This is a genomic window from Nonomuraea sp. NPDC051191 (assembly GCF_044455665.1).
Lineage (GTDB): Bacteria > Actinomycetota > Actinomycetes > Streptosporangiales > Streptosporangiaceae > Nonomuraea.
Genome location: NZ_JBITEZ010000007.1, coordinates 149,170 through 161,493 on the forward strand (window position 1 = coordinate 149,170; position 12,324 = coordinate 161,493).

General features: G+C 72.3%; 16 protein-coding genes. 6 read left to right on the plus strand and 10 right to left on the minus strand.

Annotated features, from left to right (window positions below):
- Positions 1-13: 13 nt before the first annotated feature.
- Complete coding sequence (locus ACIA8R_RS21555; RefSeq protein ID WP_357694893.1) at positions 14-706, plus strand: helix-turn-helix domain-containing protein; 693 nt, start codon at positions 14-16, stop codon at positions 704-706.
- Here the strand turns inward: ACIA8R_RS21555 and ACIA8R_RS21560 are convergent.
- The 4 genes from ACIA8R_RS21560 to ACIA8R_RS21575 are packed head-to-tail and all read right to left on the minus strand — an operon-like array spanning position 678 to position 2,948.
- Positions 678-1,322 (minus strand): alpha-ketoglutarate-dependent dioxygenase AlkB family protein, encoded by a 645-nt coding sequence (locus ACIA8R_RS21560; RefSeq protein ID WP_397040310.1) that lies wholly within the window; start codon positions 1,320-1,322, stop codon positions 678-680. The genes ACIA8R_RS21555 and ACIA8R_RS21560 overlap by 29 nt on opposite strands.
- Positions 1,316-1,759 carry a hypothetical protein gene (locus ACIA8R_RS21565; protein WP_397039980.1) on the minus strand — a complete coding sequence of 148 codons (444 nt, stop codon included), beginning with the start codon at positions 1,757-1,759 and terminating at the stop codon, positions 1,316-1,318. The genes ACIA8R_RS21560 and ACIA8R_RS21565 overlap by 7 nt, the downstream gene beginning before the upstream one ends.
- Positions 1,756-2,463, minus strand: coding sequence for a 2OG-Fe(II) oxygenase (locus tag ACIA8R_RS21570; protein ID WP_397039982.1), 708 nt, complete (start codon positions 2,461-2,463; stop codon positions 1,756-1,758). The genes ACIA8R_RS21565 and ACIA8R_RS21570 overlap by 4 nt, the downstream gene beginning before the upstream one ends.
- Positions 2,460-2,948, minus strand: a complete 489-nt coding sequence (locus ACIA8R_RS21575) for a methylated-DNA--[protein]-cysteine S-methyltransferase (protein ID WP_364089243.1) — start codon at positions 2,946-2,948, stop codon at positions 2,460-2,462. Before ACIA8R_RS21575 ends, ACIA8R_RS21570 begins: the two co-directional genes overlap by 4 nt.
- A 72-nt stretch (positions 2,949-3,020) precedes the next feature.
- Between ACIA8R_RS21575 and ACIA8R_RS21580 the strand changes: the two genes are divergently transcribed.
- On the plus strand, positions 3,021-3,833 hold the full coding sequence (locus tag ACIA8R_RS21580; protein WP_397039984.1) for a lysophospholipase: 813 nt from the start codon (positions 3,021-3,023) through the stop codon (positions 3,831-3,833).
- 186 nt (positions 3,834-4,019) lie between these two features.
- On the opposite strand, the gene ACIA8R_RS21585 is transcribed toward ACIA8R_RS21580, so the two are convergent.
- Entirely contained in the window at positions 4,020-4,355 is a 336-nt protein-coding gene (locus tag ACIA8R_RS21585) for a hypothetical protein (protein ID WP_397039986.1), read from the minus strand.
- A 716-nt stretch (positions 4,356-5,071) separates the two neighbouring features.
- On the opposite strand from ACIA8R_RS21585, the gene ACIA8R_RS21590 reads away from it, so the two are divergent.
- Positions 5,072-5,659: a TIGR03086 family metal-binding protein gene (locus ACIA8R_RS21590; protein ID WP_397039988.1), complete on the plus strand. Its 588-nt coding sequence runs from the start codon at positions 5,072-5,074 to the stop codon at positions 5,657-5,659.
- A gap of 196 nt (positions 5,660-5,855) precedes the next feature.
- On the opposite strand, the gene recQ is transcribed toward ACIA8R_RS21590, so the two are convergent.
- Both recQ and ACIA8R_RS21600 read right to left on the minus strand, forming a co-directional pair.
- Complete coding sequence (recQ, locus tag ACIA8R_RS21595; protein WP_357694909.1) at positions 5,856-7,691, minus strand: DNA helicase RecQ; 1,836 nt, start codon at positions 7,689-7,691, stop codon at positions 5,856-5,858.
- 64 nt (positions 7,692-7,755) lie between these two features.
- Complete coding sequence (locus tag ACIA8R_RS21600) at positions 7,756-8,976, minus strand: MFS transporter (RefSeq protein WP_397039990.1); 1,221 nt, start codon at positions 8,974-8,976, stop codon at positions 7,756-7,758.
- A 95-nt stretch (positions 8,977-9,071) separates the two neighbouring features.
- Between ACIA8R_RS21600 and ACIA8R_RS21605 the strand changes: the two genes are divergently transcribed.
- The 3 genes from ACIA8R_RS21605 to ACIA8R_RS21615 all read left to right on the plus strand — a co-directional run bounded on the left by ACIA8R_RS21605 (position 9,072) and on the right by ACIA8R_RS21615 (position 10,501).
- On the plus strand, positions 9,072-9,833 hold the full coding sequence (locus ACIA8R_RS21605; RefSeq protein ID WP_364089225.1) for an SDR family oxidoreductase: 762 nt from the start codon (positions 9,072-9,074) through the stop codon (positions 9,831-9,833).
- Between the two features lie 28 nt (positions 9,834-9,861).
- Entirely contained in the window at positions 9,862-10,107 is a 246-nt protein-coding gene (locus tag ACIA8R_RS21610; protein WP_357694915.1) for a type B 50S ribosomal protein L31, read from the plus strand.
- 154 nt (positions 10,108-10,261) lie between these two features.
- Entirely contained in the window at positions 10,262-10,501 is a 240-nt protein-coding gene (locus tag ACIA8R_RS21615) for a DUF3040 domain-containing protein (RefSeq protein WP_364089222.1), read from the plus strand.
- Here ACIA8R_RS21615 and ACIA8R_RS21620 read toward each other — a convergent pair.
- From ACIA8R_RS21620 to ACIA8R_RS21630, 3 genes are read right to left on the minus strand one after another with little or no spacing between them, the layout of a single operon-like run.
- On the minus strand, positions 10,409-10,738 hold the full coding sequence (locus ACIA8R_RS21620) for a DUF6343 family protein (RefSeq protein ID WP_364089219.1): 330 nt from the start codon (positions 10,736-10,738) through the stop codon (positions 10,409-10,411). The two genes, ACIA8R_RS21615 and ACIA8R_RS21620, sit on opposite strands and share 93 nt — an antisense overlap.
- Positions 10,739-10,750: 12 nt before the next feature.
- The gene (locus ACIA8R_RS21625) at positions 10,751-11,452 is read right to left on the minus strand and encodes a maleylpyruvate isomerase family mycothiol-dependent enzyme (RefSeq protein WP_357694921.1); all 702 of its coding nucleotides are present in this window, start codon (positions 11,450-11,452) and stop codon (positions 10,751-10,753) included.
- A 16-nt stretch (positions 11,453-11,468) separates the two neighbouring features.
- A complete protein-coding gene (locus ACIA8R_RS21630) occupies positions 11,469-12,152 on the minus strand; it encodes a DUF4344 domain-containing metallopeptidase (protein ID WP_397039993.1) in 684 nt (227 codons plus the stop codon).
- Positions 12,153-12,324 lie beyond the last annotated feature (172 nt).

The following is a 12,324-nucleotide window of genomic DNA, read 5'->3' on the forward strand; positions in this document are numbered from 1 at the left end:
TAGGCTGCCGCGTGTGGAGTTGAAGGATCAGGTACGCGAGCTGCGCGCCCAGGGCAGGTCCCCCAAGGAGATCGCCCGGGCGCTCAAGGTGTCGCCGTCGGTCGTCGCGCCCCTCGTGCGCGCCATCGCCGCCGAGAACGTGACGACCGGCGAGGCCGAGGTGGTCGGCTGCTGGACGAACGTCGGCTGGAGCGCCGGGCTGGGCGTCGACCCGTCCAAGGGCTGGACCGACGAGGCCCCGGAGTCCGGCGCGGGCGGCATGGTGTGCGTGCTGGTCGCCCGGCGTCACACCTGGGACCGGATGACCGTCTGCGGCTACCTCGCCGACGTCTACTGCCTCGGCGTGAAGAACACCATCGGCCCCGACGTGCTCGACGATCGCGACCTGCGCAGGTTCCGCGAGTACTTCTTCGGCGAGTACGCGGGCTACCAGGAGGTGCCGATCGAGCTGGCCCAGAACCTGGTCTTCGGCTCGATGGACTACGCGCGCACGCTCGGCTTCGAGCCCCACGAGGACTTCTCGCCGGTCAGCGACCTGCTGGGCAAGTGGGAGGGCGGCTCGGCCATCACCTTCGGCCGCGAGGGCAAGCCCTTCTACGTGCCGGGCCCGCACGACGACCCCGGCAAGGTCCTGCGCATCCTGCGCCGCACCCTCACCGACGACCAGTTCGACTACTTCATCGAAGACCAGTCACCCGCATCGTGACGTTGAGGCGTCCGGCGGCCAGGCCCGTGGCGGGGTCGCCGGTGCCCGGATGGACCTTCGGCACGCCGTGATAGGCGAACCGGGACGCGCCGCCGAACACGAACAGGTCACCCGAGGCCAGCTCGACGTCCGTGTACGGCTTCCCGCGCGTCTCGGTGTTGCCGAAGCGGAACAGGCACGTGTCGCCGACGCTCAGGGACACCACCGGGGCGTCGGAGCGTTCGTCCTTGTCCTGGTGCATGCCCATCCTGGCCTGGCCGTCGTAGAAGTTGACCAGCGCGGTGTCCGGTTCGTAGCCGTCGTCCGGGCGGCCGTAGGCGTCGGCGATCGCGCGGCGGCCGAGGTCGCCGAGCCAGCCGGGGAACGCGGCCACCCGCTGCCCGTTCACGTCGTGGGCCAGCCGCGTGTACCGGTACGGCTGCCAGTGCCAGCCGACGCACACCGTCCGCACCGACATCACGCCGCCTCCGGGCAGCACGGTGTGCCGGATCGGCACCGGGCCGGTGGCCCAGGCGCGGCAGGCGCGCACCAGGTCCTGCTGCTCGCGGAGGGACAGCCAGCCGGGGACGTGCACCGCGCCGGGGGCGATCTCCCGCATGGGCAAAGGGATCACAATTCTTCCCGAAATATCAGATTTCGTCCTATTCGCCATGGTGTGCCGTCGGTGTCGGCTCCGCGCATGCCTTCCAGTGTCCCAGGGGCGGCCAGGGCGACCGCGCGGGCCGTGGCCGCGAAACCGTACGTCCGGTTCGGGTCCCAGGCGGTGCTGCGGCGCAGGCGTCCGCTCATCCCGGCCCATCCCGCCGGCTCGCCCGCGACCACCCAGGCGTCGGGGGCTCCCGCCGTGAACCGCCTGGCCTGACGCAACCACGACGCCGCCGTCTCCGGCCAGGCGACCACCGCTAGCACCGTCCCCTCCCAGGCGTCCGCGAACGCCTCAGCCAGGTGGACGCCGTCCCGGCCGTGGCCGATCACGACCGCCGCCGCCCTCGGACGCTGGGCCCGTACCAGCGCGAGCACCCCCTCCAGCTCGGCGATCGGCTCGCCCGTCATGTCGCGTCGTGCAGGACGAGGCCGAGGGTGTGCCGCAGCCCGGAACGCACCGTGCTGACCCCGTGCCGCACCGGCGAGGCCGACCAGCCGCGCGAGGAGCGCACCGGCCGGTCGCGGGTGGTGAAGATCAGCCCGTGACCCTGCGGCAGGACGGTTACCGTGCCCCGCGACTGAGCCCTCGGCCGCTGCTCCACCAGCAGGAACTCGCCCCCGGTGTAGTCCTCGCCGGGCCGGTCGAGGCCGATCACGACCTGGAGCGGGAACACGAGGTCGCCATACAGGTCGCGGTGGAGGGCGTTCCAGTCGTTCTCGCGGTAACGCAGCAGGATCGGGGTCGGCCTGGTCTGTCCCGCCGCGTGGCACATGTCCAGCCACTCGCCGAAGTCGTCCGGCCAGGGCGCCGGCTGGCCGAGCCGGGCCGCCCAGTCGCGGGCGATCGGCAACAGCCGGGGATAGAACGCCGCCCGCAACGCCTCGACCAGCGGCGGGAACGGCCGGCGGAAGTACCGGTACTGGCCGGAGCCGAACCGGTGGCGCGCCATGTCGATGGTGGCGCGGAACCGGCCCGTCTCGTCGTACAGGGCGGAGATCTCCGCGCACTCCGCCGGCGAGAGCAGCCGCGGCGTCAGCGCGCAGCCGTGGGCGTCGAGCTCCCCGGCCAGCAGCTTCCAGTCGGCCCCTTCGACCTGCGGGAACCCCGTCATGGCAGCACGCTCCACAGCTGCGGCTGGAGCACGCCTTCGAGGGTGAGCAGGTCGCACTTGCGTTCCAGGCCACCCGCGTAGCCGGTCAGCGCGCCGTCCGCGGCGACCACCCGGTGGCAGGGGACCACGACGAGCAGCGGGTTCGCGCCGATCGCCGCGCCGACCGCGCGGATGCGGTCCCGTGCCGCGCCCGCGCGGGCGGTCAGCTCGCCATAGCTCACGGTGGTCCCGTACGGCAGCGCCGCCACCTGCTCCCACACCTGCTGCTGGAACGCCGTCCCGCGGGCGGCCAGGGGCAGGTCGAAGACGGTACGCTCGCCCGCGAAGTACTCGCCGAGCTGCCGCTCCGCCTCCCTGAACGCGGCCGGCTCCCGGCGTCCGGGCGGCGCGCCCACGTCGAACGACACGCGGGTCAGACGCCCCTCGCCGTCGCCGGCGAGCAGAATCTCGCCCAGCGGGCTGTCGATGATGTTGTGGATGTCCATAGTCTCTACAACACCGGAGCGTCCGCGGAAGTCAGCGGTTTTCGGACGTCGTGGCTGGAGGAGAGGAAGTTCATGGCCGGATCGCGAGAGCACACCTTCACCGGGACGCGGGGGCCGAACGTCGTCCGCGAATGGCCGCACGCCCGGCCCCGCTACCTCGCCCTCCTGGTCCACGGGTACGGCGAGCACATCGGCCGCTACGAACACGTCGCCGACCGCCTCGTCCGGCACGGCGCGGCCGTCTACGGACTCGATCACATGGGCCACGGCAGGTCGGCGGGCGAACGCGTGCTCGTCGAGGACTTCGAGGACGTCGTCACCGACGTGCACGCCGTCGAGGAACGCGCCAGGGCCGACCATCCCGGCGTCCCGGTCGTGGTGATCGGCCACTCGATGGGCGGCATGATCGCCGCCCGGTACGCCCAGCGCTACGCCGAGGGCCTGACCGCGCTGGTGCTGTCGGGGCCGGTGATCGGCGAGTGGGAGGTCATCCCGGCGCTGATGGCGCTCGACGAGCTGCCCGACGTCCCCATCGACCCGGCCACGCTCTCCCGCGACCCGTCCGTGGGGGCGACGTACGCGGAAGACCCGCTGGTCTGGCACGGGCCGTTCAAGCGGGCCACGGTGCAGGCGTTCGCCGCGATGCTCGACACGATCGCCAAGGGCGGCACGTTCGGCGACCTGCCCACGCTGTGGGTGCACGGCGACGACGACCAGCTCGTACCGCTGGCCGGGAGCCGGGCCGGGGTGGAGGCGGTCAAGGGCAGCGACCTGACCGAGCGGATCTACGCCGGAGCCCGCCACGAGGTGTTCAACGAAACCAACAAGAACGAGGTGCTCGCCGACGTCGAAGCATTCGTGGACCGCGCACTGAACCCCCACTGACCCGGCGCCACGCGACCAGCGTGTCGGTGGCCGGGTGCTGTGCGATCCGTATTTCGGTGGACGGTTGCTGCGTGGCCGACGCGTCAGTGGTCGGTTGTCGTGCGACCGGAGTTCCGGGGGGCGGATGCGACGCGGCCGGTGTTTCGGTGGTCGGGTCTACGTGCACGGTGTTTCGGCGGTTGTGTGTCAGGCGACCGGTAGCCAGAGGTGGGCTGTGCCGTGGGTGCGGCTGAGGTCGATCCTCCAGCAGCCGCGTTCGGGGAAGACGAGCCCGGTGCCCCATTCGTCCCCCGGCCGGTGCCAGGTCGACCCGCCGTGCTCCTCGGGCCCCCAGGCGAGCCGGGCGGCGGTGCCGTCGGGAAGGGCCGCCTTGACCGTCAGCGGCCCCTCGCCGGTCATCCGCCACACGATCTTGACGGTCTCGCCCCGCGGCAGCGGCACCCCGGACACGAACAACAACCCCCACACCTCGACATCCCCCGACACCCCCCGCACCTCCGGAAACCCCTTCCCTTCCACCACAGGCGTCTCCTCACAACCCCCGCCGCCGCCACCCCCAGACCCCGGCTTCCCACCAATCTTCAGACTCGGCCCCCCGCTCGGCCGCCCACCTGTCTCCGAGCTCGGCCCTCCGTCCGGCCTCCCACCCGTCTCCGGGCTCGGGCCTCCGCTCGGCCGCCCAGCCGTCTCCGGGCTTCCACTCCCGCTCGGCGTGCTCCCGCTCGGCGTGCTCCCGCTCGGGGTGAGCCCCGGGGATGAGCTCCCCTCGCCCCCGGACAGAGCCCCAACGCCACCACCACTCGCGACTGGCGACCCTCCGGAACCACCGCACCCCGCACACCCGCTCGCCAGCAGGAGCGCCACCACCGAAAACGTCGCTATCTTCCTCATGCCCTCACATACCCCGCCACCCGCCCAAAGGTTCCAGCGAAACAAGCGCCACCCACATCCCAACCCAAGAGCCACTTGAGCCCACCCCCGCAAGCACACGGGCCTTGTGCGTGGGGGCCTGTGCAGTGGAACGGACTGTCCCCCAAACACAGGAAGACCCCGCGGCCCCCGGCCCTTCGGCACTGTGGGCCTTGTGGGGGCGGGGCTGTGTGCGTGGGGGGCCTGTGCAGTGGAACGCGCTGCTCCCCAAGCACTGGAAGACCCCGCGGCCCCGGCCCTCGGCTCCCGGCCTCGACTGCCGATGAATTTCCGTCATCCCCAAGGTCTGCATGAACCGAGGAGGCGACATGAACGAACGGGCACGGGCATTGACGGCAGGGGTGGCGCTGCTTGAGCGGGCCATCGACTACACCTTGGGCAGCCTCCGCATAGTCAGCCCCCACGTGCTGTGCCGCCCCACCCCGTGCTCCCGCTGGAGCCTCCAGGCGCTCCTGGACCACATGCACGACTCCTTCGAGGCCCTGAACGAGGCCGCGCTGGGCCACATCGCCCCCGCCCGCAGGCCCGTCACCGTCGGCGGCCCCGCGCCCGGCAACCCGGCCCTGCTGCTCAGGGACGGCGCGACCGAAGTGCTCGGCACCTGGACGGGTACGATCCAGGCCGAGATGATCTCCGTGGGGAACGTGCCGATGACGACGCCGATGGTCGCCGCGGCGGGCGCCATCGAGATCACCGTGCACGGCTGGGACATCGCGCGAGCCTGCGGCGAACGCCGCCCGATCCCGCACGCCCTGGCGGAAGAACTGCTGGACCTGGCCCACCTGTTCGTCACCGACGAGGACCGCCCGTTCCGCTTCGCCGCCCGGCTCCGGCCGCCCCCGCTGGCCACCGCCCAGGAACACCTCCTCGCCTACCTCGGCCGCGCCCCGAACTGACGGCATGACCGGCCCCCCACTCGGTGGCGGCACCCCGTACGATCAAAGAGGGACACGGGGCCCGACAGCCGTCCGGCCGGTCGCGGGCCAGACACCTCGACCGGGCCGGCCCACGTGATGGCGACGACCGTTCTTCGTGCGGCCGTCGCCATCACCCCGAACCGCACCTCCACGGAGGCCGGAGGCGGAAACGGTGTCAGGCGTCTTCGGCGGCCGCCGCCCCGACGACCTCCAGAACCTGGTCACCGTATTTGGCGAGTTTGTTCTCCCCGACCCCGTTGACCCGGCTCAGCTCCGCCAGTGAGGACGGCGCCGACGTGGCGATCTCCCGCAGCGTGGCGTCGTGGAAGATGACGTACGCGGGCACGCCCTGTTCCTTGGCGACGGCGCCCCGCCAGGCCCGCAGCCGCTCGAACAGCGGCGCCGCCTCGGCGGAAAGCTCGGCGACCGGCTGCCCCTTCGCCCCGGACGACCCGGACGACCTGGATGCCCGGGACGCCGGACGGGCGGTCTCCCGGCGCAGCGGCACCTCCCGCTGCCCGCGCAGCACGTCGGCGCTGGCGTCGGTGAGCACCAGCGTGCCGTGGTCGGACTCCACCGCGAGCAGGCCCTGGGCCAGCAGTTGCCGCGCCACGCCGTGCCACTCGGCGTTGCCCAGGTCGGTGCCCACGCCGAACACGGTCAGTGAGTCGTGGCCGTGCTGGAGCACCTTGGCCGTCTTCTTGCCGAGCAGGATGTCGACCACCTGGCCGACGCCGAACTTCTGGCCGCGCTCCCGCTTGAGCCGGAGCACGGTGGACAGCACCTTCTGGGCGGCGATCGTGCCGTCCCAGGACTCGGGCGGGCTCTGGCAGGTGTCGCAGTTGCCGCAGGGCTCGGCGCCCTTCTGCCCGAAGTAGTCGAGCAGCATGACCCGGCGGCAGCCGGCCGTCTCGCACAGCGCCAGCATGGCGTCGAGGTGGAGGACCTGGCGGCGGCGGTGGGCGTCGTCGCCCTCCAGGGCCATGCGCCGGTGCTGGACGACGTCCTGGAGGCCGTAGGCCATCCAGGCGGTCGCGGGCAGGCCGTCGCGCCCGGCCCGGCCGGTCTCCTGGTAGTAGCCCTCGACCGACTTGGGCAGGTCGAGGTGGGCGACGAACCGCACGTCGGGCTTGTCGATGCCCATGCCGAACGCGATGGTGGCCACCACGATCAGCCCGTCCTCGCGCAGGAAGCGGGACTGGTGGGCGGCGCGGGTGCGGGCGTCGAGCCCCGCGTGGTACGGCACCGCCGCGATGCCGTGATCGGCCAGGAACGCGGCGATCTTCTCCACCGACGAGCGCGACAGACAGTAGACGATGCCGGAGTCGCCCGGGTGCTCGGTGCGCAGGAAGTCGAGGAGCTGCCGCTTGGGATCGCTCTTGGACGTGATGCGGTAGTGGATGTTGGGCCGGTCGAAGCCGGCCACGAAATGGCGGGCCTCGTCGAGGCCGAGCCGGGTGGAGATCTCGGCGTGGGTGGCCGGGGTGGCGGTGGCGGTCAGCGCGATGCGCGGCACCTGCGGCCAGCGCTCGCGCAGCTCCGACAGGGCCAGGTAGTCGGGGCGGAAGTCGTGGCCCCACTGCGACACGCAGTGGGCCTCGTCGATGGCGAACATCGAGATCTCGCCCTTGGCCAGCAGCCGCATCGTGGCCTCGACGCGCAGCCGCTCGGGCGCGAGGTAGAGCAGGTCGAGCTCGCCGGCCAGGAACTCGGCCTCCACGAGCTGGCGCTCGTCGAAGTCTTGGGTGGAGTTGAGGAAACCGGCCCGCACGCCGAGCGCGCGCAGCGCGTCGACCTGGTCCTGCATGAGCGCGATGAGCGGCGAGACGACGACCCCCACCCCGGGGCGCACGAGGGCCGGGATCTGGTAGCACAGGGACTTGCCGCCGCCGGTGGGCATGAGCACCAGCGCGTCGCCGCCGCCGACGACATGGTCGATGATCTCCTGCTGACCCGCCCTGAACGAGTCGTAACCGAAGACGCGGTGGAGAACCTCGGTGGGGGTATCCATGCGGCTACCTTACGTGGTCGTCGATCGACGTTCCGTCAGTTCCGCCGACGGCGGACCGCGGGTCTCAGGCCGGCTCGGCGGGCAGCGCGGCCTCCTGCTCCGGCGCCCGCCCGTACCGATCGTAGGCCACCAGCGAGAGCGCTCCGAGCACGCACGCCGCCGCCACCGAGGCCATCACCGCCGGATATCCGGCGATCTGCGCCACCGCCGCCGACAGCAGCGGGGCCACCGCCTTGGCCACCGTGACGGGCAGGGCGAGCGCGCCGCTCAGCGTCGCGTACGCGGTCGTGCCGTACCGGTCGGCCAGCAGCGCGGGACGGGCGATCGTGGCCACCCCGAACCCCAGCCCGAACAGCACCACCCCCGCGACCGCCCCCGCGACGCTGTCGCCCGCCAGCGGCAGCAGCAGCGCCGCCACCCCCTGGACGGCGAACATCGCCGCCGTGACCAGCGCCACCGGCCACCGGCTCTGCAGCCCCGTCGTGACCAGCCGCCCGGTCACCGACAACACGCCGAGCAGCCCGGCCACGCTCGCCGCGAACAACGGCGGATGTCCGAGCGCGATCAGGTACGTCACCAGCAGCACCCCCATGACCGCCACCGCGCCCGTCTGGGCCAGGAAGGCGGCCACCAGCAGCCAGAACGGCCGTTCGCGCAGCGCGGAGCCGACGATCGCGCGACGCCGGGCCGGCGGCGCGGACGCCCCCCGCCCCCGCACGGCCAGCGCGTGCAGCGGCACGGCCGTCAGCGCGTACCCGGCGGCCAGGACGACCAGCGCCTGCCGCCAGCCGTACCGGTCCACGAGGAACCCCGTCAGTGGCAGGAAGATGCTGGAGGCGAACCCGGCCACCACCGTCACGGCCAGCAGCGCGCGCGCCCGCCGGGCCGCGTCGAACCAGGCGACGATCACCGCGAAGGCGGCCTCGTAGAGCACCATGGCCGAGGCGGCCCCGAGCACCGCGCACACCAGGTAGAGCTGCGTCACCGTGCGCACCTGCGACCACGCGAGCACCGCGAGCCCGCCCAGCAGGGACCCGGCCGTCATCAGCGCGCGGCCCCCGTGCCGGTCGAGCCGGCGTCCGACGAGCGGCGCGAACAGGGCGGACACCAGCACCGCCACCGTGATCGCCCCGGTGAGCTGGGCGACCCCCGTCCGCAGGTCGCGGGCCATCGGCGGGATGAGCACCGAGAACGCGTAGTAGAGCACGCCGTAGCCGGCCGTCTGCGTGATCGCGAGCGCCCCGACCACGAAAGCCGGCGACCTCGGACCGGGTACGGCGATCACGCCTGGTTCGTTCCCGTTCACCATCCGGGAACCCCATTCACCATCCGGAAATACGGTGACGAACGTCACTCCGGAACGGGAGTAGCGTCGGACGCATGAGTCTTTCCTACGTGGTGACCGGCGGCGGGCGTGGCATCGGGAAGGCCGTGGTCCAGCGGCTCCTGGGGGAGAAGGACACCGTCGTCGTCATCGACCGCGACGGCGGCTCGCTGTCCTGGACGGGCCCCCGCGTCATCCCCGTGGTGGGCGACGCGGCCGACGAGGAGCTGGCCGCGTGGGCCGCCGACCGGGCCCAGGAGGCCGGCACGCTGGCGGGCTGGGTCAACAACGCGGCGATCTTCCGTGACGCCTCCGTGCACGACGCCCCGATCGCCGAGGTCAGGGAGCTGGTCGCGGCCAACCTGGACCTGGCGCTGGTGGGCTGCGCGGTGGCCGTCCGTCGGTTCCTGGCGGCGGGCACGCCCGGGGCGATCGTCAACGTCACCTCGCACCAGGCCACGAGGGCGGTGCCCGGCAGCCTGCCCTACGCCACGGCGAAGGCCGCGACCGAGGGCCTGACCAGGTCGCTGGCCGTCGAGTACGGGCGGTACGGCATCAGGGTCAACGCCGTCGCGCCGGGTTCGGTGGCCACCGAACGCTACGAGGACTTCCTGGCCTCCAGGACCGCGGACGAGGTCGTGGAGGTCGAGCGCGAGATGGCCAGGGTGCACCCCCTGGGCCGGGTCGCCCACCCGGACGAGGTGGCCTCGGTCGTGGCGCACCTGCTGTCGCCGGAGGCCTCCTTCGTCAACGGTGCGACGATCCCCGTGGACGGCGGCCGGACCGTCCTCGGGATCGACCCGGAAGCCAGGGAATGAAAACCATTGTCACCCGGTTGAGAGGGGCATGAAGAAGAACCTGCACCCCTCGTACCGTCCGGTCGTCTTCCGCGACCCGAGCGCCGGCTTCGCCATCCTCACCCGCTCGACCCTGACGAGCAGCAGGACCGTCGAGTGGGAGGACGGCAGGACCTACCCGGTCGTGGACGTCGACGTGTCGTCGGCCAGCCACCCGTTCTACACCGGCCGCAGCCGCGTCCTCGACACCGAGGGCCGCGTCGAGCGCTTCAACCAGCGCTACGGCAGGAAATGACAGCCGAAGCTTGACCCGCCCCTGTCCGCTCCCTGCCTTCCGGCCGGAGCGGCCGGGGGTTTCGGCATGTCATGCCAAGGACGCGCGAGGCGGGCATGCTGGGGCTACTGGTGGGTACAAGGCTTTCACCGGCGTGGGAGCAATGGTGATCGCGATGGGTCTCTCTGGAAGGGAACGCCGCCTCCTCGCTGAGATCGAGCAGGGCCTCGAACGGGACGACCCCGAGCTGGCCCGGCGCGTGGCGGCGATCAACAGGATCGAGTCCGACGGAATCGACTATCCGCATGCCTGCGGTGACCGGCTACGAGTGTGGGCGCTGACCCATGTCTGGATCATCTTCGGGGTGGCCGCCGCCGTGATCCTGCTGCTCCTGCTGGCCGTGCTCACCACCTGACGGCCGGGCGCGGCGGCGTCTGAGCACCGCCAGGTCCACGGCGGCCACCACGGCCACCGCGGCGGCGATGGCGGCCTCCCAGACCCACACCTGCTGTCCCGTGGACATCGCGCGGGTCACGAAGAAGACCGCCGCGACCACGGCGACCACCAGGGCGATCCACGACAGGATGCGCCTGGCGCGCAGCGGACTGCGCGCGGTCACCGGCTCGGAGCCCTCGCGGTCACGCAGCCACATGCCGCTCTCCTCTCAGGCCAGGCACCGCAGCGCGGCGGCGACCCGCGGGTCGAGCCCGTCGGTCGGCAGCCGCCCCACGGTCGCCTCCACGAACTCCGGGTACGACAGCGACGCGCTGCCCTGGTCGACGCTCACCCAGATCTGCTCGGCCGTCTGCTCCACCTGCGCCTTCGAGTCCTGCTCGGCCAGCACGAACCGCCCGACGGCCACCCGCCAGAACGTCCGGTGGTCGATCTCCTCCTGCGAGACCGGCGCGCCGACGTCATCGGCGTGGGTGGCGTACTCGGAGTCGTAGTGGAAGGTCTGCAACCCCACCGGGTACGGGCCCGCCATCGTGTCGATCGTCGCGTCGCGGCCGAGTGCCCGCATGCGTTCGCGCGTCTCGCCGTTCTTGGTGCGCCACTCCTGGAGCACCGTCTCGACGGGCACGTCACGACGCTGCCGTACGGACCACTCGTTGAAGTCGTTGAACCCGGTCACCCCCTCGGCGGCCACCCGGGTCAGCAGCTCCTGCACGGTGCCGTCGAGGCAGGCGTGGTTGTACGCCTCCTCACCCGCCAGGTGGGCGAGCACGTCCCGGACCGACCACCCGGCACAGCGGGACGGACGCGCCCAGCCCGCCTCGTCGAGCCCGTCGAAGAACCGGTCGAGCCGGGCCGCCTCGGTGTCGAAGATGTCGAACGGGTCGAACTCTCGGAGCAGCTCCTCAGCCATACACCGGACGTACCCCTCACGCCTCGACTTTCACGGCCAGGGAGCCCAGAGCCGACCTGGCCTGCTCGTACTCGGCGCGGCAGGAGGGGGCGCGCTCGGCCGGAACCCAGCCGCCCTTGGCGATGCGGGCGTACTTCACGGGGTCGGCGCCGTACAGGAGGCAGGCGAAGGTGGCGGACGCGGCCGTCCCCGACAGGTGGTCCGCGTCGGTGTGGGCGGCCAGCAGGTGGCGGGCCTCGGCGGCGGCCACCACGTGCCCGCCGTCGCGCGCGGCGAGCGTCAGCGCGGCGAACCGGTCGGCCTGCTGCTCGTCGGCGGGCAGGCCGTTGAGCGCGGCCAGGGCGTGGCCGAGCTGGTGGTGGTAGACGGCGGCCAGCGCGCCGTCCACGCGGCCGGCGGTGGTGCGCCGGTCGGCCTCCTCGGTCTCGGAGATGCCGGTGAGCGTCCGGTCGATCTTGTTGACCAGGGAGTAGCAGATCGTGATCCGCCGCTTGCCGCCGTCCCAGCGGGCGCGGGGGGCGTCGCAGCCGCGGGCCACGACCTGGACCCCGCCGAGCCGGGGCCGCAGCGCGCCGCTGTCCTTCAGGAGCTTCCTGGCGTGTTGCTCGCGGGCCGTGCCGGCGGGTTCGTAACGCACCGAAGGCGCCGCCCCCAGCGTGCTCGTCAGGCTCAGGACGAGGGCGATCAGGGGGTTGGGCATATAAGGGCTCCTGTCGGATCGACGCGCTGTCCGTGAGGCGGCGTGCCGCCTCCTTTGCAAATGGGACAGTCCATGCGGCGATCCGGTGATCGATAAACCCCGGTGCGGGTAAAGGAATCCGGAAAAGCCGAAGGCCCGGCTCCCACCAGGGGAACCGGGCCTCAGACGATCA

Coding starts and splice junctions, on each gene's coding strand:
- ACIA8R_RS21565 (WP_397039980.1), bottom strand. CDS start 1,759: ATGACGGGCGAGCCGATCGCCGAGCTGGAGGGGGTGCTCGCGCTGGTA.
- ACIA8R_RS21570 (WP_397039982.1), bottom strand. CDS start 2,463: ATGACGGGGTTCCCGCAGGTCGAAGGGGCCGACTGGAAGCTGCTGGCC.
- ACIA8R_RS21575 (WP_364089243.1), bottom strand. CDS start 2,948: ATGGACATCCACAACATCATCGACAGCCCGCTGGGCGAGATTCTGCTC.
- ACIA8R_RS21580 (WP_397039984.1), top strand. CDS start 3,021: ATGGCCGGATCGCGAGAGCACACCTTCACCGGGACGCGGGGGCCGAAC.
- ACIA8R_RS21590 (WP_397039988.1), top strand. CDS start 5,072: ATGAACGAACGGGCACGGGCATTGACGGCAGGGGTGGCGCTGCTTGAG.
- recQ (WP_357694909.1), bottom strand. CDS start 7,691: ATGGATACCCCCACCGAGGTTCTCCACCGCGTCTTCGGTTACGACTCG.
- ACIA8R_RS21605 (WP_364089225.1), top strand. CDS start 9,072: ATGAGTCTTTCCTACGTGGTGACCGGCGGCGGGCGTGGCATCGGGAAG.
- ACIA8R_RS21610 (WP_357694915.1), top strand. CDS start 9,862: ATGAAGAAGAACCTGCACCCCTCGTACCGTCCGGTCGTCTTCCGCGAC.
- ACIA8R_RS21615 (WP_364089222.1), top strand. CDS start 10,262: ATGGGTCTCTCTGGAAGGGAACGCCGCCTCCTCGCTGAGATCGAGCAG.
- ACIA8R_RS21620 (WP_364089219.1), bottom strand. CDS start 10,738: ATGTGGCTGCGTGACCGCGAGGGCTCCGAGCCGGTGACCGCGCGCAGT.
- ACIA8R_RS21625 (WP_357694921.1), bottom strand. CDS start 11,452: ATGGCTGAGGAGCTGCTCCGAGAGTTCGACCCGTTCGACATCTTCGAC.
- ACIA8R_RS21630 (WP_397039993.1), bottom strand. CDS start 12,152: ATGCCCAACCCCCTGATCGCCCTCGTCCTGAGCCTGACGAGCACGCTG.